This is a genomic window from Pantoea sp. E2023-21, assembly GCF_051302795.1.
Lineage (GTDB): Bacteria > Pseudomonadota > Gammaproteobacteria > Enterobacterales > Enterobacteriaceae > Pantoea > Pantoea ludwigii_A.
Genome location: NZ_CP195344.1, coordinates 162366 through 187760, shown reverse-complemented (window position 1 = coordinate 187760; position 25395 = coordinate 162366). Strand labels below are relative to the sequence as shown.

The window sequence follows — 25395 nt, the reverse complement described above, 5'->3', positions numbered from 1 at the left end:
CCGATGTCCGCGAAGACATCGGCAAGTGATTAGAATTTAATCTTGTGGCGTCCGGCGAGTGAATGCGACAGCGTGGTGCCATCGACCATCTCCAGCTCACCGCCAACCGGTACACCGTGCGCAATGCGGCTAGCATCAACGCCATATTGCCCGCACAGTTCGCCGATATAGTTGGCCGTGGCTTCCCCTTCCACCGTGGGATTGGTGGCGAGGATCACTTCGGTTAACGTTTCGCGCTCCAGACGCTGCTCCAGCCGATCCAACCCGATATCCTGCGGACCAATGCCATCCAGCGGAGACAAATGGCCCATTAGCACAAAGTAGCGGCCGCCAAACTGGCCGGTCTGCTCAATGGCGTGGATATCAGCCGGGCTCTCCACCACGCAAATCTGGCCGTTTTGTTGACGGCGCGGATTGGCGCAGATGGTGCAGATTTCCTGCTCGGTGAAGGTACGGCAATCGGCGCAGTGGCCGATTTCCGACATGGCGCGGGTCAAAGCCTGTGCCAGACGCATGCCACCGCTACGATCGCGCTGCAACAGCTGAAAAGCCATGCGCTGCGCCGACTTTGGGCCAACGCCCGGCAGACAGCGCAACGATTCCATCAAAGATTCAAGCAGTGGACTGGTTTGCATCAGAACGGCATCTTGAAGCCAGGTGGCAGCTGCATACCGTTCGATACGGAAGCCATCTTCTCTTTCTGGGTTTCGTCAATACGACGTGCCGCATCGTTGAAGGCCGCAGCGATCAGATCTTCCAGCATATCTTTGTCATCTTCCAGCAAGCTAGGATCGACTTCGACACGACGGCAGTTGTGCGCACCGTTGATGGTTACTTTAACCAAGCCAGCGCCTGATTCACCGGTCACTTCGATCGCGGCGATCTCTTCCTGAACTTTGGCCATTTTGTCTTGCATCTGCTGGGCCTGTTTCATCAGGTTGCCCAATCCGCCTTTACCAAACATAGTTTTCTCTCTCTGCTGGGGCTGCGCGCAGTTGACGCGCGGCAGCATGTTCACACCGGTCGAATACTCTCTTCATCCAAATCGGCATCGAAGAATCGACGCAATGTCTGAATATGGGTATCGCTTTCGATCGACTGCCGCGCCTGCGACAGCTTCTCTTCATAAATGGCCTGACGCCACTCCAGTGGCGTCAATACCGTAGGATTATCGTCTTCAATAATGGTCAATTCAACCGGCTGACCGGCAGACTGACTCAGCGCTTCCGTCAGCGCCTGCTTCGCAGAGGCAGAATTGAGGTGGCGCTGACTGCTGCGCAAATGCAGCGTAATGCCGGTTTCGCCCACCTCTTTCCACGCATTAAGCGCCACCTGCTGCACCAGTTTCGGCAGCGTCAGCGCCGCGATTTCTGCGGCCCATGCATCGCGCTGCTGCGCCTCTTCCGCCAGACGCAGCGCCAGCTCAGGCGTTTTCTCATGCTCTAGCGCGGAACGCAAGGCTTTTGGCGTCGCCACCGGTTCCGCTTTAACCTCAACCGGCAGCTGAGTTTTCCAGCGATAGGCTTCCGGTTTTGCCGGTGCTTTTACCGCGGGTTCAGACGCACGCTGCTGCACACGTTCTGTGACGCTAGCGAGACGTTCCAGCGCCGGATTCGCCGGCCGCGCGGAACGCGCTGCCGGCTCACTCTTTTTTGCTTTGCCGGCTCCCTGACGCAGCAACTGCGTTCGCGCCTGTAATAACTGGCTGGTGGAATCGGGTAACGCATCGGGCGCGGGTTGCATGTCAGGATAATCATCTGACATGGGCGGCGCGTCGTTGACTGGCGGCGCCATTTGCGGCTGCGCAGCAGGCGCAGGTGCGGCTTTCGGCGTTGTTTGTGGCGCCGCGACTGGCGGAGCGGCTTGTGGCGTCAACGTTGGACGCGCCACCGACTCTGCAATCGCCGCCTGCGGATGGAACGCCAGCGCGCGCAGCAAAGTCATTTCCACGCCAAGGCGACGATCCGGTGCCAGCGGCAGATCTTTACGTCCCATCAACAACGTTTGGTAATAGAGTTGCACGTCGGCCGGTGGCAGCACGCGCGCTAATTCGCGCAGACGATCGGCCTGGCTGAGATCGTCCTCGCTGAGCGAGCTCGGCAACAGCTGTACCATCGCAATGCGGTGCAGTAAACGCAGCATCTCTACCAGCAGCGCTTCCCACTCAACACCACGCGATGCGGCCTGATTCAGCAGCGCCATCACCTGTTCGCCCTGCCCCTCCACCAGCGCCTCAATCAATGCCAGCGGCTGTTCATCGTCAAGCGTGCCGAGCATTTGCGCCACGGTGTCACGTGTGACGCTGCCCTGCCCCATGGCAATGGCCTGGTCGGTCAGACTAAGCGCATCACGCATACTGCCATCCGCGGCGCGCGCCAGCAGATGCAGCGCACGCGGTTCAGCGGCAATTTGCTCCTGCTGCAATACATGCGCCAGCTGCTGCTGAATTTGCTCAACGTCGAGCGCTTTGAGATGGAATTGCAGACAACGTGACAGGATCGTCACCGGCAACTTCTGCGGATCGGTGGTCGCCAGCAGGAATTTAACGTGTGATGGCGGCTCTTCCAGGGTTTTGAGCAGCGCATTAAAGCTATGGCGCGACAGCATGTGCACTTCATCGATCAGATAGACCTTGAAGCGACCGCGTGCCGGCGCGTATTGCACGTTATCGAGCAGATCGCGCGTATCTTCAACTTTGGTGCGTGACGCAGCATCGATCTCAATCAGATCGACAAAGCGACCTTGCTCGATTTCGCGGCAGTTATCACATTGCCCACAGGGCGTCGAAGTGATACCGGTTTCACAGTTAAGGCCCTTCGCCAGCAGACGGGCGATCGAGGTTTTCCCAACGCCGCGGGTGCCGGAAAAGAGATAAGCATGATGGATTCGTCCCAGTGACAATCCGTTGGCCAGCGCAGTCAGCACATGTTCCTGACCGACTACGTCAGCGAAGGCCTGGGGACGCCATTTTCGCGCAAGTACCTGATAGCTCATGTGGATTCAATCACTGGAATTTAGGGAGAAGGGAGAAAATGCAGCTTCGCAAACCCTGTTTATTTTGGCAGTAGTTTAACAGCCACAAGCGGATCAGCAACCACTAACTTTGCAGAGGTGGCGCCCCGCCGTACAGCGGAGCGCACAGGCCTTAGTGGCCGGGGAAATTCACCAGGCTGAAGCACTCAACGCCCATGGCAGTCAGGCGGGCTTCACCGGTCAGGTCAAACAGATTAATCACGAATGCGGCGTCTTTGACTTCCCCCCGGCACGGCGGATCAGTTTCACGGTCGCTTCCAGCGTGCCGCCGGTTGCCAGCAGATCGTCCACCACCAACACTACATCGCCCGGCTTGATGGCATCTTTATGCAATTCCAGGGCATCGGTGCCGTATTCCAGCTCATAGCTTTCGCTGAAGGTTTCACGCGGCAATTTGCCTGGCTTACGAACCGGCACAAAACCCACGCCTAAACCCAACGCGACGGGCGCACCAAACAGGAAGCCGCGCGCTTCCGTTCCCACCACCTTGGTGATGCCTTTGTTACGATAACGCTCAACCAGAATGGCGATCGACGCGGCATATGCCTGCGGATCTTCCATCAGACTGGTGACGTCACGGAACAGAATGCCCGGCTTCGGATAGTCAGGAATGCTTTTAATGCTGTTTTTGATGAGTTCAAGCTGCTGCGCAGTTGCGGTCATAAATGTTACGCCTGGAGAAAATATCTAATACGCGCAGCTTCTCTAGCGCCAAACCCCGGAAACCGGGTTAAGCGAAGTCGTTTATAAGGGAAGCCACGCACGAAGATGCCCAAATCTATGCAAATACCCGGCTAAATGCAACCCTCGCGCTACTGTTGCGGTGGGTTGATGCTTTCTGCCACTACCGGAATACGCCACATAAAAAGCAGCAGCAGACACAGCATAACGCCTAACAGAATGCGCACCCACAGCAGATTTACCAGATAAAGGGAGATTGAAAAGGTAATCACAATCAGCAACATGGCGCGACCTTTTGCGCCGGGCGGCATAGCACGATGCTGCTGCCAGTGGCGAATATAGCGGCCAAACGGCGATCGCCACAGCAGCCAGTGATGAAAACGCGGTGACGATCGGGCAAAACACCAGGCCGCCAGCAACACAAATGGCGTCGTAGGTAATAAAGGTAATACAATGCCCAGCGTACCTAGCACAATCGCCAGCCAGCCAAGGCTCAGTAATAAAATGCGCTGCATGCCCGATGCCTGAATGAGTCAAAACGGCGTTACGTTAACACAGTCGGAAACAGAGTGATGCCCCAACCGTCCGCACAGCAGCGTCTTCACGCCTTGTTAGATTTACTGCGCCAGCAAATTGCGCAGCAGCCGGATGGTGTCTGTCGCCAGCCCCGTTTTGATTCCCAACTGTTTCGCACCCGCGGCACGCGTCTGGCGGATTATCTGCACGAGTTGGAGGGCAACGTTACGCAATTAACTGCGGCCGACACCGATGTGGTGCGCCGCCAATGGCTGGCAGAGAAAGTGATGGATCAGATTGCCGCGTTGCAGCGTGAATGCCACAGTCAGCAACTGCGCGTGAAGCGCGAGCGTCCACGCATCGATGCACGCCAGACCAAACGTGAAGAGTATCAAGGCTTCGAACAACGCTTACTGGCAATGATTCAGCAACGCGAGCAGCATCTGGCCCGCGCCGAAACCCTGAGCGTTCAGCAGCAGTTGATTCGCGAAGTTGATCAGTTGCAGGAGCGTCTGGCACGCTGCCGCGCCGCTATTTACAAACTCGAGTTGCCGTCTATGCCACGCTAAACGCGACGCTTTTTCCTCTATACTCGTTGCAGTGAGAAAAAGGAGAAAAAACATGACGCTGCTTTTTTGGATTGCGATTGGCTTAGTTGCAGGTTGGCTTAAGCGGGTGTTTTTTCCTGGCCGTCCGGGAGGATTTGTGCCAACGCTGATGCTGGCTGTGATTGGCGCGTTAATAGGCGGTTATATCGCCACCTACTTCACCACGGGCGATCTTGCCGCCTGGCATCCTGCCGGTTTCGCCACTGCACTGCTCGGCGCACTATTAATGCTGCTGGTTGCGGCGAAATTACGTATTTAGGAGAAATAATGTCACTGGACAGCGCGTCAGACGAAATCAAACTTGCCGTCGATTTGATTCAACTGCTTGAAGAGAATAATGTCCCCACCGCCACGGTACTGGCGGCGCTGGCGATCGTTCAGCGTGATTATCAACAAAAGAAAGCCGCGGAAGATGCAGCTTAACGTGGCCCGGTGGTGAGCGTTGGACTGAGGCGCAGCATATCAAGAAACGCATCCACCAGCTGCGGTGCATCAGCAGCCAAATCATAGGCCTGTGGATTGAATAACCAGTTTTCCATCATGCCGTTGATGTAGCCACACATCAGGCGCGCAGACTGGCGAGTGTTGATGTTGCTGGGCAATTGTCCCACCTCAATACACTCTTTAAGCACCACTTCAATGCGGTCGTAACACTCCAGCAGTAAGCTTTGACGCATATCCTGTAAGGTCGACATTTCACCAACAAACTCACATTTATGAAAGATAATCTCCATTAATGCGCGTCTTTGCGGATCCTTTGCTGTGGCGTCAAGGATATAGATCAACATTGAACGTACAACAGAAAGTGGATCGCCCGGGTATTTTGTCTGATACTCAAGTTCCACATCGTCCAGCCCAGCATCACAACGTAGCCAGATCTCCTGTAATAGATCGGCTTTATTTTTGAAATGCCAGTAAATAGCCCCGCGCGTGACGCCGGCCGCTGATGCGATATCCGCCAGAGACGTGGCGGCCACACCGTGTTCGGAAAAGTGTGCTAGTGCGGCGTCAAGAATTTGATGCCGTGTTTCAAGAGCTTGCGCTTTGGTTTTTCGTGCCATGCTGGGCTTTTTTTACAAACTTGTAAGTTTACATACATTTGTGAATGTATGTACCATAGCACGACCCGTGTTTTAACGCAGCAATGGGTTTATCGGTTTGTGATCCATTGATCATTTGATATCGGACACTAGAGGTTTATTTATGAATAAAAACAGAGGATTAGCGCCTCTGGCGGCCGTCCTGATGCTTTCAGGCAGCTTTGTGTTAACAGGATGTGATGATAATAAATCCCAGCAAGCCGCCCAGCAGCAGCCCCCAGAAGTGGGTGTTGTGACGTTAAAAAACGAACCCTTGAAAATTACCACTGAGCTGCCGGGTCGTACCTCGGCTTTCCGCGTTGCGGAAGTGCGTCCTCAGGTGTCGGGGATTATTCTCAAGCGTAATTTTGTTGAAGGTAGTGATGTAAAAGCCGGTCAGTCGCTGTATCAGATCGATCCCGCCACTTATCAGGCGGCATACGACAGTGCCAAAGCCGATTTAGCTCAGGCTGAAGCCAATGCCCGCGTCGCGCAGTTAACCATTACTCGCTACAAGCCGCTGCTGGGTACGAAGTACATCAGTCAGCAGGACTATGACACCGCAGCAGGCACTGCAGCCCAAACCGCTGCCGCCGCACAAGCTGCGCGTGCCAACGTCGAAACCGCGCGCATCAATCTGGCGTATACCAAAGTGACGTCGCCGATCAGCGGTCGTATTGGTAAATCGTCGGTGACCGAAGGAGCACTGGTGTCCAATGGGCAAACCACCGCGCTCGCCACCGTGCAACAGCTCGATCCTATGTATGTCGATGTGACCCAATCCAGTGATGATTTCCTGCGTTTGCGCGCAGAGCTGGAGTCCGGTCAGCTGAAACAGAACGACGGTAAGGCCAACGTCACCCTGCTGATGCAAAACGGTAACGCATACCCGCAGACAGGCACATTGGAATTCTCTGATGTGAGCGTGGATGAAACCACAGGTTCGATCACGCTGCGCGCCATCTTCCCGAACCCGGACAATCGCCTGCTGCCAGGTATGTTTGTTCGCGCACGTCTGGATGAAGGCACCAACCCAACCGCACTGCTGGTACCGCAACAGGGCGTCACACGTACCCCAACCGGTCAGGCAACAGCGATGGTGGTGGGCGCGGATAACAAAGTAGAATCCCGTAACATCACCGCTAATCAGGCATTTGGTGACAAATGGCTGGTGACGGAAGGTCTGAAAGAAGGCGATCGGGTGATCACCACCGGTATCCAGCGTGCCAAACCCGGTGCGCAGGTGACGCCACAAGAAGTCTCCGACGATGCCAAAGCTGCGCCAGAATTACCGTCTGCTAAATCATCGTCATAAACAGGAGCCACTGATACATGGCTAAGTTCTTTATTGATCGCCCCATTTTTGCGTGGGTGCTCGCCATCATCATCATGTTGGCCGGTGTGCTATCGATTATCAGCCTGCCGATTGAGCAATATCCCAATGTTGCGCCGCCGGCGGTTGAGATCCAGGCCTCCTACCCGGGTGCTGATGCGAAAACGCTGCAAGATTCGGTGACGCAGGTCATCGAGCAAAACATGAACGGTATCGATGGACTGATGTATATGTCCTCGAGCAGTGACTCATCGGGTACGTTGACGCTGACACTGACCTTCCAATCCGGTACTGATGCCGATATTGCGCAGGTTCAGGTGCAGAACAAACTGCAGCTGGCCACGCCGTTATTGCCACAAGAAGTGCAGCAACAGGGGATTCAGGTTAAGAAATCTTCCAGTAGCTTCCTGATGGTGGCCGGTTTCGTCAGTGATGACGGCACCATGACGCAGAATGATATTTCTGACTATGTTGCTTCCAACATCAAAGATCCGGTCAGCCGTATGCCGGGTGTCGGTGATACGCAGGTGTTTGGTGCGCAATATGCGATGCGTATCTGGCTAGACCCACACAAGCTGAATAACTTCTCACTGACGCCAGTGGATGTGATCAGCGCGCTGAAAGTCCAGAACACCCAGATCGCCGCAGGCCAGTTGGGAGGTACGCCACCTGTACCGGGCCAGCAGCTGAACGCCTCGATCATTGCGCAAACCCGTCTGACATCAACAGACGAGTTCGGCAATATCTTGCTGAAAGTTAATCAGGATGGTTCGCAGGTGCGCTTGCGTGACGTGGCGAAGATCGAATTGGGTGGTGAAAACTACGAAATCATCGCGCGTTATAATGGCAAACCGGCTTCCGGTATCGGTATCAAACTCGCAACCGGCGCTAACGCACTGGATACTGCGGATGCCGTAAAAGCGGAGCTGGCAAAACTGCAGCCGTTCTTCCCGGAAGGCATGAAAACCGTTTATCCGTACGACACCACGCCGTTCGTTAAAATCTCGATTTTCGAAGTGGTGAAAACGCTGTTCGAAGCGATCGTGCTGGTGTTCCTGGTGATGTACCTGTTCCTGCAAAACTTCCGTGCGACGTTGATTCCCACCATCGCCGTTCCCGTTGTTTTGCTCGGTACCTTTGCGGTTATCAGTGCTTTTGGTTACTCGATAAACACCCTAACGATGTTCGGGATGGTGCTCGCCATCGGCCTGCTGGTGGATGACGCCATCGTGGTGGTAGAGAACGTTGAACGTGTTATGGCCGAAGAGGGCTTACCGCCCAAGGAAGCCACTAAACGTTCAATGGAGCAGATTCAGGGTGCATTGGTGGGTATCGCGCTGGTGTTGTCAGCGGTATTTATTCCAATGGCATTCTTCGGCGGTTCAACCGGCGTAATCTATCGCCAGTTCTCGATCACCATCGTTTCCGCGATGGCGCTGTCGGTACTGGTGGCGTTGATTTTGACGCCAGCGCTGTGTGCCACCTTGCTGAAGCCAGTGGCAAAAGGCAACCACGGTAAAACCACCGGTTTCTTCGGCTGGTTTAACCGCATGTTCGATAAGAGCACCAACCACTATGTTGATAGTGTGGGTCATATCGTGCGTAGCACTGGTCGCTACCTGCTGATTTATCTGGTTATTGTTGTCGGCATGGCTTATCTGTTCATCAAACTGCCTACCTCGTTCCTGCCTGAAGAGGATCAGGGGCTGTTACTGGCGCAGGCGCAGCTGCCGGCCGGCGCAACCCAGGAACGCACCCAGAAGGTATTGGATCAGGTGACGGATTACTTCCTGACCAAAGAGAAAGACAGCGTGAATTCCGTGTTTACCGTTAACGGCTTCGGCTTCGCCGGACGTGGACAGAACACCGGTATCGCGTTCGTCAGCCTCAAGCCGTGGGATGAGCGTGGCGATGCCAACCTGAAGGTCCCTGCGATTGCCGGACGTGCCATGCAGGCGCTCGGTCAAATCAAAGATGCGATGGTGTTCCCGTTCAACTTACCCGCAATTATCGAACTGGGTAATGCTACCGGCTTCGACTTCATGCTGACCGATCAGGGCAACCTGGGTCACGAGAAGCTCACCGCCGCACGTAACCAGCTGTTTGGCATGATTGCCCAACATCCGGATACGCTGGTAGGCGTGCGTCCAAACGGTATGGAAGATACGCCGCAGTACAAACTGATCATCGATCAGGAAAAAGCGCAGGCATTGGGTGTGTCGCTGTCAGACATCAACACCACTCTGGCTTCAGCATGGGGCGGTTCTTACGTTAACGACTTCATTGACCGTGGTCGCGTGAAGAAAGTGTATGTAATGGGCAAGGCTGATTCACGTATGTTGCCGGACGATATCAGTAAGTGGTTCGTGCGCAACAGTGGCGGCACCATGGTTCCGTTCTCCGCCTTCTCTTCGGCGAAGTGGCAGTACGGTTCGCCGCGTCTGGAGCGTTATAACGGTCTGCCATCAATGGAGATTCTTGGCCAGGCTGCACCAGGCAAGAGCTCCGGTGATGCCATGAACCTGATGGAAGAGTTGGCCGGAAAACTGCCTGCGGGTATCGGTTACGACTGGACCGGCATGTCCTATCAGGAACGCTTGTCAGGTAACCAGGCACCGGCGCTGTATGCCATCTCGCTGATTGTCGTGTTCCTGTGTCTGGCCGCGCTGTATGAGAGCTGGTCAATTCCGTTCTCGGTCATGTTGGTGGTACCGCTGGGTGTTGTCGGTGCACTGCTCTTCACGACTTTACGCGGCTTGAGTAACGACGTTTACTTCGTGGTGGGCTTGTTGACCACCATAGGATTGTCGGCGAAGAACGCCATCCTGATCGTCGAATTCGCTAAGGATTTGATGGAGAAGGAAGGCAAAGGACTGGTGGAATCGACACTCGAAGCATCCCGTATGCGTCTACGTCCGATTCTGATGACCTCTCTCGCCTTCATCCTCGGTGTAATGCCGCTGGCGATCAGCACCGGTGCGGGTTCTGGCGCGCAAAACGCGGTAGGTACTGGCGTAATGGGCGGAATGGTAACAGCCACAGCGCTGGCTATCTTCTTCGTTCCGGTGTTCTTCGTGGTGGTACGTCGCCGCTTCAGTAAGAATAAGGGCGATATCGAGCAGAGTCATCCTGTCGAGCACAAACACTAAGTTTTACCCTTCCCTAAAAGGCCGCTGATGCGGCCTTTTTTATTGGCGCTTCCCTGCCCTAACAAATCCCTGCGTTTAACACGGTTGCAATCACACGTTTTCGGGCTCATACTATTGTTATAGTATAACATTACATAACGAGGTTATTATGAAACCGAATATTCATCCCCTTTATCGCCCTGTGGTGTTCCACGACACCTCGGCCAACGAGTACTTCAAAGTCGGTTCGACCATCAAAACCGAGCGCACCATTGAGTATCAAGGTGAAGTGCTGCCGTACATCACGCTGGATGTCTCCTCGAAATCCCATGTGTTCTACACCGGTAAGCAGAAAGATTTTGCCAAAGAAGGCAGCACCGCGCGCTTCAACCAGCGTTTCGGCAGCTTCCTGACGCGCAACAAGTAACGCGGGGGAACACGCATGCAGGTATTAAGTTCATTGCGGTCTGCGAAGACACGCCATAAAGATTGCAAAGTGGTGCGCCGTAAAGGTCGCATCTATGTCATTTGCAAAACTAATCCGCGCTTTAAGGCGGTTCAGGGAAGAAAGAAAAAAAGGTAGGAAAGTGTCGTGATAATTGGCCGGGATGCTCCCCGGCCTTTTTTTTACTTCATGCTCTGCAATATGGCGTCAACATTGTGTCTGAACGCTGCAACATAGGTCGCCGCTGGGCCATTCGCTTCAGATAACGCTTCAGGGAAGAGTTCTCCCCCCGGCTGGGCGCCGGTTTCGCTGGCAATCTGTTTCACCAGGCGCGGATCGGTCTGGTTCTCCATGAAGTAGGTTTTAATATGTTCGGCCTTCAACTGCGTAATGATCGACGCCACATCGCTGGCGCTGGCTTCCGCTTCAGTAGAGAAGCCAACCGGCGCAAGAAAACTAACGCCGTAGCGTTGGCCAAAGTAGCCAAAAGCATCATGGCTGGTCAGCACTTTTCGTTTATTCTTCGGCACTTCAGCAAACGCGTTTTTCGCCCAGCTATCCAGCTTCTGCAACTGCTGAATGTAACTTTCACCGCTTTTGCGAATCTCAGCCGCATCTTGTGGATCCGCCTTGATCAGCGCATTCATCACATTCGTGGCGTAAATCACACCGTTTTGCATGCTGTTCCACGCGTGAGGATCGGTAACCGTTTTACCGTCCTCTTCCATTTTGCGCGTGTTCACCCCGTTGGATGCCACCACAATTGTGCCTTTGTAGCCTGATGCGCTGATCAAGCGGTCCATCCATCCTTCCATCCCTAAACCGCTAACAAATACCACATCGGCCTTCGACAGCGCCTGACTATCCTGCGGTGTAGGCTCGAAGGTGTGCGGATCGCCATTCGGGCCGACTAACGATTTTACAGTGACGTGATCGCCCCCCACCTGTTTAACGATATCCGCCAACACGGTAAAACTCGCGACAACATCAACGCTTTTCGCTAGCGACAGCGGGCTGACCAGCATGGCGCCCATTGCCAGACTCAGCGGTAACTTTTTCATTCATATCCCCTTATTGGTTTCGTTATCAACGGCGCAACAGGCCGCCACATGGTCCTGTCAAAACAGAAAGCAGAAACAGCACCGCAGCACTCAGCACCACCGCCGGTCCTGCCGGCAGCGAGAAATGCCACGAAAGAATCAGGCCGATAAACGCAGAGACGATCGCCAGCAGCATGGCAATACCGAGCATGCAAGCCAGATGGCGACTCCAGAAGCGAGCACTGGTGGCCGGCAGCATCATCAAACCCACCGACATCAGCGTGCCCAGCACCTGAAATCCAGCCACCAGATTAAGCACCACCAGCATCAGGAACAGGCCGTGCACCAGCGGGGCGCTCCATTTACCCTGCGCGCGCAGGAAATCGGGATCGAAAGCATCAATCACCAGCGGGCGAAAAATCACCGCCAGCAGCAGCAAGGTGAAAGCCGCAATGCCACCAACCAGCAGAATGGCCGCGTTATCTACCGCCAGCAGCGATCCGAATAACACGTGCAGCAGATCGACGCTGGAACCGCGCAGCGATACCAGCGTGACGCCAAGCGCCAGAGATCCGAGGTAGAAGCCAGAAAAACTGGCATCCTCTTTGAGCGGCGTATAACGGCTAACGGCACCCGAGAGCAGCGCCACTGCCAAACCGGCAATCAGGCCACCGATGCCCATTGCCACCAGCGATAATCCCGACACCAGATAACCAATAGCCGCGCCAGGTAAAACGGCATGTGATAACGCATCGCCAACCAAACTCATGCGGCGCAGCGAAAGGAAAATGCCCAGCGGTGTGGCGCTAATCGCTAATGCAACGCAGGCCACTAGTGCGCGGCGCATAAAACCAAATTCGATAAAAGGTTGGATTAAGGTCACGATGCTACCCTGCGCAGCTGGGGTGTGAGTGCGGAGGCAGCGTTATCAAGTGACAACACATCCTGGAAATAACGCGCCACCAGCGGACGATCGTGCAACACCACCAATAATGTGGTGCCCGCCTGCTGCTGCTGCTCGAGGATCGACATCAATAGAGTGACGGTTTGCGAGTCGATGCCGTTGAAGGGTTCATCCAGTAGCCAGAGCTGACTGCGCTGCAGCATTAAGCGCGCGAACAGCACGCGCTGTAGCTGCCCACCGGATAAGGTTGATGGCTGAGCATCGGCAAACTCACGCATCTGCACCGCATCCAGCGCGGCATCGATTTCCAGGCGCAAGCCTCTATTAATGCCACCAAACCAGCCGCAGCGTGGCCAACAGCCCATCGCCACCAGCTCATAGGCAGTTAGAGGGAAGCGAGTTTCAAGTTCGGTGCGTTGCGGTAACCAACCCAGCGCTTTGCGTGGGATCTGTAATTCGCAGTTGCCGGAAATCGGCGGCAGTAAGCCGGCGATGGTTTTCAATAAGGTCGATTTGCCCGTGCCGTTTGCGCCAATTAGCGCAGTCATGCTGCCCGAGGCCAGCTCACCGTCGACAACTGGCGTCACCGCGCGGCCTTGGTAACCTGCTTGTAAGCGGTTGAAACGCATCATTTCTGCATTCCCCACCATAAGGCTAACGCCAGAAAGGCGATCAGCGCCAGCATCACTAGCAAACGGCCGCCAAGGGACAGAAGTAAACCGCTGTGATTCATATTCAACAACCAATAATGTTATAACATAACAATTATTATAGCCGATTATGGCTCCTTTGAGCCCGGGCAAAAGTGTTTCAAAAGTTGATCGTTCACGAAGATATCCGCTGTAATTTACCCTTTATGCATGATTGAGTTATGAAACCCATCACAACGATTACTCTTTCTGTTTATTAGCGACTTGCAATGTCGTGCGATAAGCTCAATGATAGAAACATCATTCTTTTACTGGATACAAAATGCCGTCTATTATTCATTGTGATATTGCTGTGGATGAGGACGATTGCGAAAAGTTGCTAAGAATTATCCAGGGGAATATTCTCAAAATAGCCGAGGCATTAGCCGGCGATTTACAGTGGTATTCTCAAAACGCGCAATTAGTTCCCGATAGCTTTAAGATTATTTCTATTCATCCAACCGACAACAATCGATTTAAAATGCTTTACGATTTCCGCTGGAATTTATTTAATCCTTGCCTGGATATAAATGAAACATCTCATCGTCGTGAAGAAGTGTTTTTTCAGGTAAAGCCCGGCGCACTGGTGTTTGACGTGATTGACAATGCTCGCCCCTCTCCTGCCGATGAATTGTAATATTTGGTAATTGAGGTGAGCAAAGCTAATGATTGTGGATTACATTTAAGGAGTCGCTGAATTCATTTTATTCGAGATCGCTTCCTGGTAGCTTTTCCTAAACTCGCCGCGCTGCGGTAACTGTGCTAGCTATGGAGGGGAAAAAGATGGACGAATACTCACCGAAACGGCATGATATTGCCCAGCTTAAATACCTGTGTGAGAACTTGTTTGACGAAAGTATGGCGACAATGACTGATAGCCATCACGGCTGGGTTAATGATCCTACTTCTGAAAGCAATTTACAGCTCAACGATTTGATTGAGCATATCGCTTCTTTCACGATGAATTACAAAATTAAGCACGTTGAAGATGAAGCCCTGATAACGCAAATCGATGAATATCTTGATGATACCTTTATGCTGTTCAGCAGCTATGGAATCAATACTCAGGATCTACAACGATGGCAGCGTTCAGCAAAACGCTTATTTAATCTGTTTGCCGAAGAGTGCGCTTATCTCCAACAACCTAGCCATTCCTTTTAGCACCAGACTGAGACCGGTTTATTTATGAGCAACCAAGCCTTAACCAAAACAGATTATTTGATGCGACTGCGCCGCTGTCGCTCAATCGATACCCTTGAGCGGGTTATCGAAAAAAACAAGTATGAATTACCTGATAATGAACTCGCGGTATTCTATTCGGCAGCCGATCATCGTCTGGCTGAACTGACCATGAATAAGCTTTATGATAAAGTACCGGTTTCTGTCTGGAAGTTCGTCCGCTAAGTTTTTCCCCTAACAGCCGATCGGCAACATCATCGTATTAATCAAGGAATGAATCACAGGCAAAGGATTGCCAGATTTCTTTGTGCGTTAAATTCAGTGGGGTTTTGGGTAGGCAGAATTGGGTGGGGGCCCTGCCAGCTACATCCCGGCACACGCGTCGCCTGCTGCGGCTGCTTCCTTCCGGATCTGACCGAGTTCACAAGTTAGCATTGCGGGAGAACCAACAGGGCCCCCATTGACAAGCCCTCATTTCGAGAGCGCAGGCATTATCAAGTAACCCCCTGGCAATTGCAAGCGTAGTCCCGACAACCGTTGGTTTCTTGCACAAGCACACAGCAAAGCGCTGCTGTCTACCCTTCTGCATGCTAAAGTTTGCCCTTTCCTCGATAAAAAAAAGGCTGCGCATGAGCGAGCATAACAATTTCTCTGAGCGCGTCTGGCAGATTGTTGCGGCCATTCCGCCAGGAAAGGTCACCACCTACGGGGATGTTGCGCTGCTGGCAGGATCGCCGCGCGCAGCGCGTCAGGTCGGTGGCGTACTACGTCGTTTGCCGGAAGGCAGCAAACTGCCCTGGTTCCGCGTCATCAATCGCCATGGCCGCATTTCACTGCAAGGTGACGATCTGTTTCGTCAGCGTGATGCGCTGGAAGCGGAAGGGATTGAGGTGAGTGATGCAGGTGAGATCGCGTTAGAAAAATATCGCTGGCAGATTTAGTGGGCCAATATTTCGCGCCCAATTCTGCCACAAGCCGCACTGAACATTACACGCCGGAAGGCATTGTTGTGGAGTAAAGCGTCACACGCCATGGATGGCGTGGGCCGAGCGATCAGGGACGAGACAGCGACTTTACGGAACAATGATGACTTCCGGCGCTCTCTCGTCCCATCAATCAAATTACAAACTCGTCGGTGCCGGCACAGACGCTGATGGCGTCACCTGCGTCGGTGAAGTCGACGGCACCGTGGTCGCCGCACCCGGCTGGGTTTGCATCGCAACATTCGTTACCGGTACCAGCAGCAGTTCAGCTTTGGTTCCGCCCTGATTGATCACCGGTTTCACCGTATCGGTAATAAATGCCAGCTTGCCATCAATCGAAATCGCTGCACTCAACAGGATGCGTGCGTTCGGCTGGATATCCGCTGGATTGAACGGCAAGACAAACTGGAACGGCGCCTGTTTACCTTCCGTACGCACCACACGCTGCGACAGCACTTTCGATGGTGCATCAGCCAGCGACGCATCCGACAGTGTCACGGTCAGCACTGAATCCGGTGGTAGCGCAATGCGCTGGCGGATATAGACTGAACCGCTGACATTCGGCTGCGCGATCGCGGCCTGCTGCCCTGCCACTGCCGAGCCAAGTGTAGGTGTGGCTACCGGCTTGCTGTGGTCCGCACAACCGGTAATCGCCGCAGCCAAGGTCATACCGCTAATTACTTGCCATAGTTTCATCGATGTCGTCTCCTTATGAACAGGCCTTAATTCTGGCACAAATATCGGCATTACGCCTGAAGCGGCCGCCAGTCCGCTGAAATCGCGGCAAAATCATTGACGGCAACTGGTCGGATCTTTCACACTGACGCGATAAGTCACGCTGAGGAATCCGCTATGAGCCAGGCACTGCATAACCTGCTTAATTTATTAAATCTCGAAAAACTGGAAGAAGGCCTGTTTCGTGGTCAGAGCGAAGATCTCGGTCTGCGCCAGGTGTTTGGTGGTCAGGTCGTCGGTCAGGCGCTGTATGCTGCAAAACAAACGGTGCCGGAAGAGCGCATCATCCACTCCTTCCACAGCTACTTTCTGCGTCCTGGCGACAGCCAAAAAGCCATCATCTATGATGTCGAAACGCTGCGTGACGGCAAAAGCTTCAGCGCACGCCGCGTCAGCGCGGTGCAGAATGGCCAGCCGATCTTTTATATGACGGCCTCATTCCAGGCACCTGAAAGCGGTTTTGAACATCAGAACAACATGCCGCAGGTGCCGGGCCCGGAAAATCTCCCCTCAGAACAGGATCTGGCGAAAAAGCTGGCCGCGCACTTGCCACTTAAGCTGAAAGAAAAGTTCCTCGCTGAGCGTCCATTGGATATTCGCCCGGTGCAGATTCATAACCCGCTGAAAGGCCACGTCGATGAACCTGTGCGTCAGGTATGGATTCGCGCCAACGGCGAACTGCCGGCCGATCGTCGCATCCATCAATACCTGCTCGGTTACGCCTCCGATCTCAACTTCCTGCCCGTCGCGCTGCAACCGCACGGTAAAGGCTTCCTTGAAGCTGATATGCAGGTTGCCACCATCGATCACTCAATGTGGTTCCATCGCCCGTTCGACTTGTCTGAATGGCTGCTTTACAGCGTAGTGAGCACCTCCGCATCCGGCGCGCGCGGTTTTGTGCGTGGTGAATTTTATACGCAGGAGGGTCGGCTGGTAGCCACCACGGTGCAGGAAGGCGTGATGCGTCAACGCGAGGCATAAAAAAAGGGGCGATATCATCGCCCCTTCTGTTTTTTTATAATTTTAGCGCACTGCTCTTCTTTAGCCCGGCTCTTACTGGTTGTAAGCGTTCTCGCCGTGGCTGTTTACATCCAGACCTTCACGTTCCTGATCTTCCGGAACACGCAGGCCGACAATCATATCCGCCAGTTTAAAGCCGATGAAGGCAACAACGGCAGTCCAGACGATAGTCACGCCCACGCTGAACAACTGAATCCACACCTGATGGCCCATGGTCACGCCTTCTGCGTAGCCTACACCGCCCAGTGAAGACGAAGCGAACACACCGGTCAGGATACAACCGAGGATGCCACACACGCCATGGACACCAAACACGTCACATGGGTCATCAACGCGCAGCCATTTCTTCAGGGTTGTTACGCCCCACAGACCGGCTAAACCACCTGCCAGACCAATAATCAGCGCGCCACCGACACCAACATAACCACACGCTGGGGTAATCGCCACCAGACCGGCAATGAAGCCTGAGCATGCACCGAGCAGAGAAGGTTTGCCACGTACCGCCCACTCGCCAAACACCCACGATAGCACCGCACCTGCTGTGGCAACCACGGTATTCAGGAATGCCAGCGCAGCGATTTCGTTAGCCGAGGAAGCAGAACCGGCGTTGAAGCCGAACCAGCCCACATACAAAATCGCGGTACCGAGGAACACCATCGGCAGATTGTGTGGTTTGAAGGCTTCTTTGCCAAAACCCGCACGTTTGCCCACCAGGTAAGCACCCACCAGACCAGCAACCGCGGCGTTGATGTGAACTACAGTGCCGCCCGCGAAGTCGAGCGCGCCATCTTGCGCCAGCAAGCCACCTGCCCACACCATGTGTGCGATTGGCAGATAAGCCAGTGTCAGCCATACCACCACAAAAATCAGTACCGCAGAGAAGCGAATACGTTCCGCCAGCGCACCGACAATCAGGCCGACGGTAATACAGGCAAAGGAAGCCTGGAACGCAACGTGAATGTACTGATAGAAGCTGCCCATCAAGGCTTTCAGCTCAATATTTTTCAGCATCGCCCACTGGAAGCTACCGAAGAACGAATTACCTTCACTGAACGCCAGCGAGTAACCGTAAATCACCCACAGCACGCACACCAGCGAGAAAGTCACCGCAACCTGGGTCAGCATGGACAGCACGTTCTTACCGCGGATTAAACCACCGTAGAACAGCGCAATGCCGGGAATAGACATAAACAGTACCAACGCGGTACAGATCATCATAAAGGCGTTATCGGCTTTATCCGCGACGGCAGGCGCTGCCGCCATCGCCAGAGACGGTAACAGCGCGAGGCTGGTGAGGCCCAACTTCGTTATCAGTTTATTCATTTCTTTCCATCCCATCACAATTCAGAGCCCCAGTTACAGTGCTGCTTCGTCGGTCTCGCCGGTACGAATACGAATGACGCGCTGCAGTTCTGCGACGAAAATCTTGCCGTCGCCAATTTTGCCGGTATACGCGGCTTTGCTGATGACATCGACCACTTCGTCAAGTTGGTCGTCCGCAATAGCGATATCAATTTTTACTTTTGGCAGGAAGTTAACGCTGTACTCGGCACCGCGATAAAGCTCTGCGTGACCTTTCTGGCGACCGAAACCTTTGACCTCGGTAACTGTCAGCCCCTGAATGCCAATAGAGGATAAGGCTTCACGCACGTCCTCCAGCTTAAATGGTTTGATTACCACGGTAACCAGCTTCATACGTTCCCCTCCGGATAAGAAATTGAGTGAGTCTCGCGGACACGTAGGGATATAAGCAAAGGCTGTGCCATAAATAAAAAAAGGGGAATGTCAGCAGCATAGGCGCGCTGCATCACGCTTCGTTATGTGAAGCGCGGCGCAAATTAGGGAGGGTAGTGAGGAGCAGTGTTGCAATTTTGCACTTCTTTGGTGCTTTAAGCCTCAAAGAAGTGCATCAATACAGAACATTCCGATAAAACTGTGCAAAAAAGGTGCAATTCACCCTTCGGATTGTACGGGGATGCCCGCCGCGAGTTCATCGCCCGCCTGCTGCAGCTGATACATTTGCCAGTAGCGGCCTTGCTCAGCCAGCAGTTCAGCATGCGTTCCACGCTCAACCACCTGACCGCGATGCAACACTAAAATCTGATCGGCTTCCGTGATGGTGGAAAGTCGATGCGCGATCACCACCAGCGTGCTGTGCTGGCGAAGTGCGCGTAACGCGTGCTGAATCGCCTGTTCAGTTCCGGAATCGATATTGGCCGTCGCTTCGTCGAGGATCAGAATCTGCGGCAATGACACCAACACGCGCGCCAGCGCCAACAACTGTTTCTGCCCAACCGACAGATTATTGCCCTGCTCGCCTAAACGCGTATGAATGCCATCCGCCATGCTGCGTGCCAGCGGGGCCAACTGCACCGTCTCCAGCGCCTGCCACACGTGGTCTTCCGGAATATCGCGCCCCAAACGCACGTTGGCCAGCAGCGAATCCGCCAGTACGACCGGATCCTGTTGCACCATCGCCACGCTTTGACGTAAGGCGGCGTGCGACAGCTGTGGCAGCGGGCGGCCATCCAGCTCGATGCTGCCGCGCGTCACCGGATAATAGCCCATCAGCAGATTGGCTAACGTACTTTTACCGCTGCCGGTATGCCCCACCAGCGCCACAAAATTACGCGCGGGCACTTCAAGATTGATGTTACTGAGCACGTCGCGATTATCGCGATAAGCAAAGCTCACATCACGCAGCGAGATGCTGCCGGAGGCCAGCGGCTGAATATCATTGCCATAACCCTGCTGATCCGCATCCATCAGTTCGAAGATACGCTCGCCAGAGACAACAGCTTGTTGCAGCATCGACTGCTGCGTGGTCAGCTCAATCAGCGGCTCATTGAGGCGGCCAAGGTAGGTAATGAACGCGTAGAGCACACCAACTTCAAACACGCCCGGCGTGGCGAAGCTGAACAGCATCAGCAAACCGCACAAAATCATGGCCGAAAACAGACTCAGCAATGGGCGCAATAAAAAGCCATCCAGTCGCAGCGTTTCCATACGCGCCAGATAGTGCGAACGGCTGGCTTCGCCCATGCGTTCACCAAAGCGCGCCTGCTGGCGGAACTGCTGGATCACACTCATCCCGTTGATCACTTCATTGAAGCCGTTGTTGATGTCCGCCAGATAGCTGCGCACGCGACGCGCAATTGGTGTGCTGAAGCGCTGATAAATCAGCATCACCGTTAGCACCAGCGGGAAAATCACGATCGCCACCAGCGCCATGCGCCAGTCGAGGGAGAACATCGCCACCAGCATCGCGCCAATCAACGCGGCAGCGCGCAACACCGTCGCCACCACGGTGACGTAGAGATCTTTGATCACTTCGGTGTCGTTGGTGACGCGCGAAATAATTTGCCCGACTGGCTGCGTATCGAAGGCGCTCAGCGGCTGGCGTAGCGCCGCGTTCATCACATCGACGCGCAATTGCTGCACCACGCCAATCGCCGCACGGTTAAACAGCAGCGCCTGAAAATAGTGCAAACCAGCGGCCAGCAATTGCAGCAGGATAAAGCCCACCAGCAGGCCCGCGACAATGCCCCACGGCATCTGATGTTTCGCCACCAGATTATCAATGAAATAGCTCACCAGCACCGGTCCGGTCACTTCGGCCGCTGCGGCAATCCACAGCATTCCGACCGCCAGCCACAGCGATTTACGCCACGGTTTGCCATACGCCAGCAGACGTTTCAGCGTCGGCCATAAACGTTGAGATTTAGCCACGGCTGACTCCTTCTGCCACTTCATCGTCATCCAGTGCGGCTTCCAGTTGCTGATAACGGTACATATCGCGATACCAACCCTCTTTTGCTGCCAGGGTGTCATGATCGCCACGCTGCGCCACGGTGCCATGCTGCAACACCAGAATTTCGCTGGCCTCGGTGAGCGCCGACAAACGATGTGCGCTGATAATCAAGGTGCGCCCTTTGCCCCACTGGCGCAGGTTATGCAGGATGTCATGTTCAGTGCGACCATCTACCGCCGACAGCGCATCATCCAGAATCAGGATTTCCGCATTCAGCAGCAGCGCGCGTGCAATCGCGATGCGCTGCTTCTGCCCGCCGGACAACATCACTCCACGCTCGCCCACTTCGGTTTCATAGCCTTGTGGCAGGCGCAGAATATCGTCATGCACGCAGGCCATCTGCGCCACGTGCTCCAGCTCTTGCTGCGTTGCATTAGGACGGCCGAGCGCCAGATTGGCGGCAATGGTATCGGAGAATAGAAATGGCGTCTGACTGACCACCGCCAGCCGGCTGCGCCAGCTATCGAGGCGCAACTGCGTCAGCGGCGTATTGTGGTAGCGAATATCACCCTGATCAATATCGAAATGGCGCTGAATCAGGCTCAGCAGCGTACTTTTTCCGCAGCCGGTTGGCCCGCATAAGCCGAGCATCTGGCCCGGTTTTAACTGGACGTTAAGATGGCTCAGCACCGGGCCAGAACTGGCCGGATAGCGGAACTCACGAATAGCAACCTGCATCACGCCGGGTTCGGGCGGCAACACTTGCTGTCCATCTTCAACGGCAGGCGCTTCCGCCAGCAATGAGCGAATACGGCTCCACGCCGCGCTACCGCGTTCGACGATATTAATCATCCATGCCAGCGCCAGCATTGGCCAAATCATCAGGCCGAGATACATCACAAAGCTGGTGAGCTGACCAAGCGTCAAACTGCCGTTCCACACCATCCAACCGCCACCGGCAATTGCCAGCAAGTTGGAGAAGCCGACGGCGATATAAATGATCGGATCGAAACGCGCATCCACGCGCGCCACATGCAGGTTTTTTTGCCGGTATCCGCGGCGATGCCCGCAAATTGTTGCGATTGATGATCTTCGAGGCCAAACGCTTTGATCATGCGAATGCTGGTCAGGCTTTCCTGAGTTTGATCGTTCAGGCTGGAGAATGCCGCCTGCGCTACTTTGAAACGCTGATGCAAGCGTGCGCCATCTTTCTGGATGGCGAATGCCATTATCGGCATCGGTATCAACGCCAGTAACGTCAGTTCCCAGCTGATTTGTGTGCTCATCACGATCAGCACCACCAATCCCATCACCAGTGAGTCCACTAGCGTCAGCACGCCTTCACCGGCAGCAAACACCACGCGATCGACATCATTGGTGGCGCGAGCGATCAAATCGCCGGTGCGATGGCGCAGATAAAATGCTGGATGCTGGCGACTGAGCTGACGGTAGAAATCTTCACGCAGTTCAACCGCTAATTGATAGGATGCGCCGAACAGCAGCACGCGCCAGACGTAGCGCAGCAGATAGACGATGACTGCAGTCACCAGCATCACGCCGATCCACATGAAAATGTCCCCAGCGCTTAAATTATGCTGGGTAACGCCGTCAACAATCACACCGACCACATGCGGTGGCAGCAATTGCAATAATGCAATAACGATCAGCAAGCTGACGGCGCCCAGATATCGCCGCCACTCGCGCAGAAAATACCAACTTAACTGGCTGAATAATTGCACAAGCGTGTCTCTTTCTGTGCCCGTTAGGGCGCTACCGGCAATGCGGTGGTGTATTTAATCTCTTCCATGGCAAAACTGGAGGTCACATCCATCAGGCCTGGCACGCCATTCACCAGGCGCTTATAAAAGTTGTCATAACTCTTCATGTCTGCCACCTGAATGCGCAGCAAATAGTCGTACTCGCCCGCCATGCGGTAAAACGCCATCACTTCCGGCATCTGTTGCACCACGCTGACAAATTGCCTGAACCACTCGCTGCTGTGCTGCTGGGTTTTAACAAACATAAAGGCGGTGAGTGACAGACCAATCTTTTCGCCGTCCACCAGCGCCACGCGCGCACGAATAATGCCATCATCTTCCAGTTTTTTCAGGCGTTTCCAGCACGGCGTGGTGGTGAGATTCACCGCATCGGCCAACGTCTGCAGCGAAAGCGTGCAATCCTGCTGCAGCATTGCCAGCAACATGCGGTCAGTTTTATCTAACATTTGCCACTCCCGGAGAAAAATTTTCTCTAAGCGCACCATTATAGCCCGATTAAAGCAACCTCTTTTTCCTGCCAGTGCCTTACACTGGGCACAATGATGATTATGGAAATGCACTATGCAAACGCCTTGGGTTCGCCATGCTATCAATGAAATTAACGCCGATTTTCAGCGCTCTGCGGATACCCATCTGATCCGCTTTAAGCTGGATGATTTTCCCGGCATTCACTTCTATCTGAAAGATGAAAGCACGCATCCCAGCGGCAGCTTGAAACATCGCCTGGCGCGCTCACTGTTTCTTTATGGCCTGGCGAACGGTTGGATCCACGAAAATACGCCAATCATTGAAGCCTCATCCGGCAGCACGGCGGTTTCGGAAGCCTACTTCGCACAACTGCTTGGCCTGCCGTTTATCGCGGTGATGCCCGCCAGCACCGCCAAACGTAAAATCGAGATGATTAGATTTTACGGCGGCGAGTGTCATTTCGTCGCCGATCCCTGCCAGCTGTACAGCGAATCAGATCGTTTGGCGCGCGAGCTAAACGGCCACTTTATGGACCAGTTCACTTATGCCGAGCGTGCGACCGACTGGCGCGGTAATAACAATATTGCCGAAAGCATATTCCGTCAGATGTCTCACGAACCGTTCCCGATACCGCATACCTTGATTATGAGCGCTGGCACGGGTGGAACTTCCGCCACATTGGGTCGCTACATCCGCTATCAGGGCCACGATACGCGCCTGCTGGTGGTCGATCCGCAGCATTCGGTGTTCTTCGATTATTGGCATTGCCGTGACAACACGCTGCGCAGCGAGCGCGGCAGCCTGATTGAAGGGATTGGTCGTCCGCGCGTTGAACCGTCATTTTTACCAGACGTGATTGACGAGATGATGAAAGTTCCGGATGGCGCGACCGTCGCCGCTATGCTGCAGCTGGAAAGGGTGCTGGGACGTCGTCCTGGCGCCTCAACCGGCACTAACTTCTGGGGCATGTTGCAGGTGGCAAAACGCATGCGGGAAAACGGCGAGCAAGGTTCTCTGGTGACATTACTGTGTGACAGCGGTGAGCGCTATCCCGACACTTATTACAATGTGGAGTGGGTGAAGCAGAACATCGGCGATATTGCGCCTTGGGTGCGCGAACTACAATAAAAAACCGGACGTCCTGTCCGGTTCACTGTAAGCCTCAGCATTCGGGGGAATAATCGAGGTGTGGTGTGGTCATCCAGTGATTTAAGTAGTGAGACACCGCCTGTGTCTCGCAATGTCCGATAATCGGTAAATGCGGCAACGAAGCTTTCAGTTGATTCATCGCGTTAGCCATAATAAAACCGTTGCCGACACGCTCCAGCATTTCGCGATCGTTCATGGCATCACCAAACGCCATACAATCCGCCAGCGACAGCGAAAGATGCTGGCACAAACGCTCCAGCGCCGCGCCTTTATGGCAATCGACCGGTAACACTTCCAGACAATCCCACGCAGAGAAGCAAATGTTCGCTCGCTCGCCCAGCGCGGCCTGCAATTCACTTCTTAACGCCTGTAACATTTCATGCGGCGCAATAAAACAGATCTTAGTGACTTCATGCGCTGACATGCGACGCAAATCACGAAGCTGATAATGGAAGCCGCTCATGGCATGCGCTTCCAGCGCGCCGAGCAGCGGTTTATCAGTAAACCAGCCTTCATCGTTAAAAATATGAATCGACGCTGGCGTCTGCCAATGCGTATGCATCACCTCTTCCGCCACCGATGGCGATACATCGCAGCCGTAAAGTTGATTCCCTTCCAGATCGTGAATACGCGTGCCGTTGCCGGTGATCAGCCACGCAGGCAAGGTGATTTGTTCGCGTACTCGCTGCATATCCATAAGATGACGACCGGTGGCAAACGCTAACGTCACGCCGCGTTGATGCAACGCATGCAGACTTGCCAGCGTTTCATTACCTAAGCGGTGCGTAGGCAGTAACAATGTGCCGTCCATATCAAATGCTGCGAGGCGAGCCATGCGAATTCTCCTGTCGGTGTGAGGGACTGACTATCGCCTGG

General features: G+C 54.2%; 27 protein-coding genes, 1 other RNA gene, 2 pseudogenes and 1 other annotated feature. Of the genes and pseudogenes, 13 read left to right on the top strand and 17 right to left on the bottom strand.

The features are described from left to right. Positions 1 to 29: 29 nt before the first annotated feature. The 5 genes and pseudogenes from recR to ACRQ84_RS00895 all read right to left on the bottom strand — a co-directional run bounded on the left by recR (position 30) and on the right by ACRQ84_RS00895 (position 4229). Positions 30 to 635 (bottom strand): recombination mediator RecR, encoded by a 606-nt coding sequence (gene recR / locus ACRQ84_RS00915; protein ID WP_064740479.1) that lies wholly within the window; start codon positions 633 to 635, stop codon positions 30 to 32. After that, a complete protein-coding gene (locus ACRQ84_RS00910) occupies positions 635 to 964 on the bottom strand; it encodes a YbaB/EbfC family nucleoid-associated protein (protein ID WP_007886899.1) in 330 nt (109 codons plus the stop codon). Before ACRQ84_RS00910 ends, recR begins: the two co-directional genes overlap by 1 nt. Positions 965 to 1014: 50 nt before the next feature. Continuing rightward, a complete protein-coding gene (gene dnaX, locus ACRQ84_RS00905) occupies positions 1015 to 2994 on the bottom strand; it encodes a DNA polymerase III subunit gamma/tau (RefSeq protein ID WP_483816930.1) in 1980 nt (659 codons plus the stop codon). After that, positions 1612 to 1673, bottom strand: a sequence feature (DnaX frameshifting element). Its footprint overlaps the gene before it by 62 nt. 151 nt (positions 2995 to 3145) lie before the next feature. Continuing rightward, positions 3146 to 3696: pseudogene (gene apt, locus ACRQ84_RS00900) on the bottom strand (adenine phosphoribosyltransferase). 149 nt (positions 3697 to 3845) lie between these two features. Further along, on the bottom strand, positions 3846 to 4229 hold the full coding sequence (locus tag ACRQ84_RS00895; protein ID WP_483816929.1) for a DUF454 family protein: 384 nt from the start codon (positions 4227 to 4229) through the stop codon (positions 3846 to 3848). A 57-nt stretch (positions 4230 to 4286) separates the two neighbouring features. Here ACRQ84_RS00895 and priC point away from each other — a divergent pair, with 57 nt between their 5' ends. Genes priC through rsmS form a run of 3 tightly spaced genes read left to right on the top strand, consistent with a single transcriptional unit; the run spans position 4287 to position 5261 of the window. Further along, positions 4287 to 4799: a primosomal replication protein PriC gene (priC, locus tag ACRQ84_RS00890; protein WP_064740476.1), complete on the top strand. Its 513-nt coding sequence runs from the start codon at positions 4287 to 4289 to the stop codon at positions 4797 to 4799. A 52-nt stretch (positions 4800 to 4851) separates the two neighbouring features. Next, the gene (locus ACRQ84_RS00885) at positions 4852 to 5097 is read left to right on the top strand and encodes a GlsB/YeaQ/YmgE family stress response membrane protein (protein ID WP_483816928.1); all 246 of its coding nucleotides are present in this window, start codon (positions 4852 to 4854) and stop codon (positions 5095 to 5097) included. A gap of 8 nt (positions 5098 to 5105) precedes the next feature. Then, positions 5106 to 5261: a pleiotropic regulatory protein RsmS gene (gene rsmS / locus ACRQ84_RS00880; RefSeq protein ID WP_073991695.1), complete on the top strand. Its 156-nt coding sequence runs from the start codon at positions 5106 to 5108 to the stop codon at positions 5259 to 5261. Here rsmS and acrR read toward each other — a convergent pair. After that, positions 5258 to 5899 carry a multidrug efflux transporter transcriptional repressor AcrR gene (gene acrR, locus ACRQ84_RS00875; protein WP_064740474.1) on the bottom strand — a complete coding sequence of 214 codons (642 nt, stop codon included), beginning with the start codon at positions 5897 to 5899 and terminating at the stop codon, positions 5258 to 5260. The two genes, rsmS and acrR, sit on opposite strands and share 4 nt — an antisense overlap. Before the next feature lie 142 nt (positions 5900 to 6041). On the opposite strand from acrR, the gene ACRQ84_RS00870 reads away from it, so the two are divergent. From ACRQ84_RS00870 to ykgO, 4 genes are all read left to right on the top strand, one after another. Then, positions 6042 to 7232 carry an efflux RND transporter periplasmic adaptor subunit gene (locus tag ACRQ84_RS00870; RefSeq protein ID WP_483816927.1) on the top strand — a complete coding sequence of 397 codons (1191 nt, stop codon included), beginning with the start codon at positions 6042 to 6044 and terminating at the stop codon, positions 7230 to 7232. 17 nt (positions 7233 to 7249) lie between these two features. After that, entirely contained in the window at positions 7250 to 10399 is a 3150-nt protein-coding gene (locus ACRQ84_RS00865; RefSeq protein WP_064740472.1) for a multidrug efflux RND transporter permease subunit AcrB, read from the top strand. Positions 10400 to 10547: 148 nt separating this feature from the next. Beyond that, positions 10548 to 10805, top strand: coding sequence for a type B 50S ribosomal protein L31 (locus ACRQ84_RS00860; RefSeq protein ID WP_064740471.1), 258 nt, complete (start codon positions 10548 to 10550; stop codon positions 10803 to 10805). A 15-nt stretch (positions 10806 to 10820) separates the two neighbouring features. Continuing rightward, positions 10821 to 10961 carry a type B 50S ribosomal protein L36 gene (gene ykgO, locus ACRQ84_RS00855; RefSeq protein ID WP_008103894.1) on the top strand — a complete coding sequence of 47 codons (141 nt, stop codon included), beginning with the start codon at positions 10821 to 10823 and terminating at the stop codon, positions 10959 to 10961. A gap of 44 nt (positions 10962 to 11005) precedes the next feature. Here the strand turns inward: ykgO and ACRQ84_RS00850 are convergent, their stop codons facing one another. Genes ACRQ84_RS00850 through ACRQ84_RS00840 form a run of 3 tightly spaced genes read right to left on the bottom strand, consistent with a single transcriptional unit; the run spans position 11006 to position 13399 of the window. Continuing rightward, the gene (locus ACRQ84_RS00850; protein ID WP_483816926.1) at positions 11006 to 11884 is read right to left on the bottom strand and encodes a metal ABC transporter substrate-binding protein; all 879 of its coding nucleotides are present in this window, start codon (positions 11882 to 11884) and stop codon (positions 11006 to 11008) included. Positions 11885 to 11909: 25 nt separating this feature from the next. Continuing rightward, the gene (locus ACRQ84_RS00845; RefSeq protein WP_483816925.1) at positions 11910 to 12746 is read right to left on the bottom strand and encodes a metal ABC transporter permease; all 837 of its coding nucleotides are present in this window, start codon (positions 12744 to 12746) and stop codon (positions 11910 to 11912) included. Beyond that, positions 12743 to 13399 (bottom strand): metal ABC transporter ATP-binding protein, encoded by a 657-nt coding sequence (locus ACRQ84_RS00840; RefSeq protein ID WP_483816924.1) that lies wholly within the window; start codon positions 13397 to 13399, stop codon positions 12743 to 12745. The genes ACRQ84_RS00845 and ACRQ84_RS00840 overlap by 4 nt, the downstream gene beginning before the upstream one ends. 340 nt (positions 13400 to 13739) lie before the next feature. Between ACRQ84_RS00840 and ACRQ84_RS00835 the strand changes: the two genes are divergently transcribed. The 3 genes from ACRQ84_RS00835 to ACRQ84_RS00825 all read left to right on the top strand — a co-directional run bounded on the left by ACRQ84_RS00835 (position 13740) and on the right by ACRQ84_RS00825 (position 14860). Beyond that, positions 13740 to 14093 (top strand): hypothetical protein, encoded by a 354-nt coding sequence (locus tag ACRQ84_RS00835; RefSeq protein ID WP_064740468.1) that lies wholly within the window; start codon positions 13740 to 13742, stop codon positions 14091 to 14093. A gap of 146 nt (positions 14094 to 14239) precedes the next feature. After that, entirely contained in the window at positions 14240 to 14617 is a 378-nt protein-coding gene (tomB, locus tag ACRQ84_RS00830) for an Hha toxicity modulator TomB (RefSeq protein ID WP_064740467.1), read from the top strand. 24 nt (positions 14618 to 14641) lie between these two features. Then, the gene (locus ACRQ84_RS00825; RefSeq protein ID WP_007886938.1) at positions 14642 to 14860 is read left to right on the top strand and encodes an HHA domain-containing protein; all 219 of its coding nucleotides are present in this window, start codon (positions 14642 to 14644) and stop codon (positions 14858 to 14860) included. A 129-nt stretch (positions 14861 to 14989) separates the two neighbouring features. Here ACRQ84_RS00825 and ffs read toward each other — a convergent pair. Next, an RNA gene (ffs, locus tag ACRQ84_RS00820) (signal recognition particle sRNA small type) lies at positions 14990 to 15086 on the bottom strand. Between the two features lie 178 nt (positions 15087 to 15264). On the opposite strand from ffs, the gene ACRQ84_RS00815 reads away from it, so the two are divergent. Next, positions 15265 to 15576 (top strand): MGMT family protein, encoded by a 312-nt coding sequence (locus ACRQ84_RS00815; protein WP_064740466.1) that lies wholly within the window; start codon positions 15265 to 15267, stop codon positions 15574 to 15576. Positions 15577 to 15756: 180 nt separating this feature from the next. Here the strand turns inward: ACRQ84_RS00815 and ACRQ84_RS00810 are convergent, their stop codons facing one another. Beyond that, positions 15757 to 16314, bottom strand: a complete 558-nt coding sequence (locus ACRQ84_RS00810) for a YbaY family lipoprotein (RefSeq protein WP_007886942.1) — start codon at positions 16312 to 16314, stop codon at positions 15757 to 15759. Positions 16315 to 16470: 156 nt separating this feature from the next. On the opposite strand from ACRQ84_RS00810, the gene tesB reads away from it, so the two are divergent. Continuing rightward, the gene (gene tesB, locus ACRQ84_RS00805; protein WP_064740464.1) at positions 16471 to 17334 is read left to right on the top strand and encodes an acyl-CoA thioesterase II; all 864 of its coding nucleotides are present in this window, start codon (positions 16471 to 16473) and stop codon (positions 17332 to 17334) included. A gap of 72 nt (positions 17335 to 17406) precedes the next feature. Here tesB and amtB read toward each other — a convergent pair whose 3' ends face one another. From amtB to ACRQ84_RS00780, 5 genes and pseudogenes are all read right to left on the bottom strand, one after another. Further along, on the bottom strand, positions 17407 to 18696 hold the full coding sequence (gene amtB, locus ACRQ84_RS00800; protein ID WP_064740463.1) for an ammonium transporter AmtB: 1290 nt from the start codon (positions 18694 to 18696) through the stop codon (positions 17407 to 17409). Between the two features lie 33 nt (positions 18697 to 18729). Continuing rightward, complete coding sequence (glnK, locus tag ACRQ84_RS00795; protein WP_007886947.1) at positions 18730 to 19068, bottom strand: P-II family nitrogen regulator; 339 nt, start codon at positions 19066 to 19068, stop codon at positions 18730 to 18732. A 258-nt stretch (positions 19069 to 19326) separates the two neighbouring features. Next, positions 19327 to 21102, bottom strand: a complete 1776-nt coding sequence (locus ACRQ84_RS00790) for a SmdB family multidrug efflux ABC transporter permease/ATP-binding protein (RefSeq protein WP_483816923.1) — start codon at positions 21100 to 21102, stop codon at positions 19327 to 19329. Then, positions 21095 to 22863, bottom strand: a pseudogene (locus ACRQ84_RS00785) (SmdA family multidrug ABC transporter permease/ATP-binding protein). Before ACRQ84_RS00785 ends, ACRQ84_RS00790 begins: the two are co-directional and overlap by 8 nt. A gap of 23 nt (positions 22864 to 22886) precedes the next feature. Then, positions 22887 to 23348 (bottom strand): Lrp/AsnC family transcriptional regulator, encoded by a 462-nt coding sequence (locus ACRQ84_RS00780; RefSeq protein WP_064741189.1) that lies wholly within the window; start codon positions 23346 to 23348, stop codon positions 22887 to 22889. Positions 23349 to 23463: 115 nt separating this feature from the next. Between ACRQ84_RS00780 and ACRQ84_RS00775 the strand changes: the two genes are divergently transcribed. After that, positions 23464 to 24498, top strand: a complete 1035-nt coding sequence (locus ACRQ84_RS00775) for a PLP-dependent cysteine synthase family protein (protein ID WP_483816922.1) — start codon at positions 23464 to 23466, stop codon at positions 24496 to 24498. Between the two features lie 34 nt (positions 24499 to 24532). Here the strand turns inward: ACRQ84_RS00775 and cof are convergent, their stop codons facing one another. After that, positions 24533 to 25354 carry an HMP-PP phosphatase gene (gene cof, locus ACRQ84_RS00770; RefSeq protein WP_064740459.1) on the bottom strand — a complete coding sequence of 274 codons (822 nt, stop codon included), beginning with the start codon at positions 25352 to 25354 and terminating at the stop codon, positions 24533 to 24535. Positions 25355 to 25395 lie beyond the last annotated feature (41 nt).

Coding starts and splice junctions, on each gene's coding strand:
- recR (WP_064740479.1), bottom strand. CDS start 635: ATGCAAACCAGTCCACTGCTTGAATCTTTGATGGAATCGTTGCGCTGT.
- ACRQ84_RS00910 (WP_007886899.1), bottom strand. CDS start 964: ATGTTTGGTAAAGGCGGATTGGGCAACCTGATGAAACAGGCCCAGCAG.
- dnaX (WP_483816930.1), bottom strand. CDS start 2,994: ATGAGCTATCAGGTACTTGCGCGAAAATGGCGTCCCCAGGCCTTCGCT.
- ACRQ84_RS00895 (WP_483816929.1), bottom strand. CDS start 4,229: ATGCAGCGCATTTTATTACTGAGCCTTGGCTGGCTGGCGATTGTGCTA.
- priC (WP_064740476.1), top strand. CDS start 4,287: ATGCCCCAACCGTCCGCACAGCAGCGTCTTCACGCCTTGTTAGATTTA.
- ACRQ84_RS00885 (WP_483816928.1), top strand. CDS start 4,852: ATGACGCTGCTTTTTTGGATTGCGATTGGCTTAGTTGCAGGTTGGCTT.
- rsmS (WP_073991695.1), top strand. CDS start 5,106: ATGTCACTGGACAGCGCGTCAGACGAAATCAAACTTGCCGTCGATTTG.
- acrR (WP_064740474.1), bottom strand. CDS start 5,899: ATGGCACGAAAAACCAAAGCGCAAGCTCTTGAAACACGGCATCAAATT.
- ACRQ84_RS00870 (WP_483816927.1), top strand. CDS start 6,042: ATGAATAAAAACAGAGGATTAGCGCCTCTGGCGGCCGTCCTGATGCTT.
- ACRQ84_RS00865 (WP_064740472.1), top strand. CDS start 7,250: ATGGCTAAGTTCTTTATTGATCGCCCCATTTTTGCGTGGGTGCTCGCC.
- ACRQ84_RS00860 (WP_064740471.1), top strand. CDS start 10,548: ATGAAACCGAATATTCATCCCCTTTATCGCCCTGTGGTGTTCCACGAC.
- ykgO (WP_008103894.1), top strand. CDS start 10,821: ATGCAGGTATTAAGTTCATTGCGGTCTGCGAAGACACGCCATAAAGAT.
- ACRQ84_RS00850 (WP_483816926.1), bottom strand. CDS start 11,884: ATGAAAAAGTTACCGCTGAGTCTGGCAATGGGCGCCATGCTGGTCAGC.
- ACRQ84_RS00840 (WP_483816924.1), bottom strand. CDS start 13,399: ATGATGCGTTTCAACCGCTTACAAGCAGGTTACCAAGGCCGCGCGGTG.
- ACRQ84_RS00835 (WP_064740468.1), top strand. CDS start 13,740: ATGCCGTCTATTATTCATTGTGATATTGCTGTGGATGAGGACGATTGC.
- tomB (WP_064740467.1), top strand. CDS start 14,240: ATGGACGAATACTCACCGAAACGGCATGATATTGCCCAGCTTAAATAC.
- ACRQ84_RS00825 (WP_007886938.1), top strand. CDS start 14,642: ATGAGCAACCAAGCCTTAACCAAAACAGATTATTTGATGCGACTGCGC.
- ACRQ84_RS00815 (WP_064740466.1), top strand. CDS start 15,265: ATGAGCGAGCATAACAATTTCTCTGAGCGCGTCTGGCAGATTGTTGCG.
- ACRQ84_RS00810 (WP_007886942.1), bottom strand. CDS start 16,314: ATGAAACTATGGCAAGTAATTAGCGGTATGACCTTGGCTGCGGCGATT.
- tesB (WP_064740464.1), top strand. CDS start 16,471: ATGAGCCAGGCACTGCATAACCTGCTTAATTTATTAAATCTCGAAAAA.
- amtB (WP_064740463.1), bottom strand. CDS start 18,696: ATGAATAAACTGATAACGAAGTTGGGCCTCACCAGCCTCGCGCTGTTA.
- glnK (WP_007886947.1), bottom strand. CDS start 19,068: ATGAAGCTGGTTACCGTGGTAATCAAACCATTTAAGCTGGAGGACGTG.
- ACRQ84_RS00780 (WP_064741189.1), bottom strand. CDS start 23,348: ATGTTAGATAAAACTGACCGCATGTTGCTGGCAATGCTGCAGCAGGAT.
- ACRQ84_RS00775 (WP_483816922.1), top strand. CDS start 23,464: ATGCAAACGCCTTGGGTTCGCCATGCTATCAATGAAATTAACGCCGAT.
- cof (WP_064740459.1), bottom strand. CDS start 25,354: ATGGCTCGCCTCGCAGCATTTGATATGGACGGCACATTGTTACTGCCT.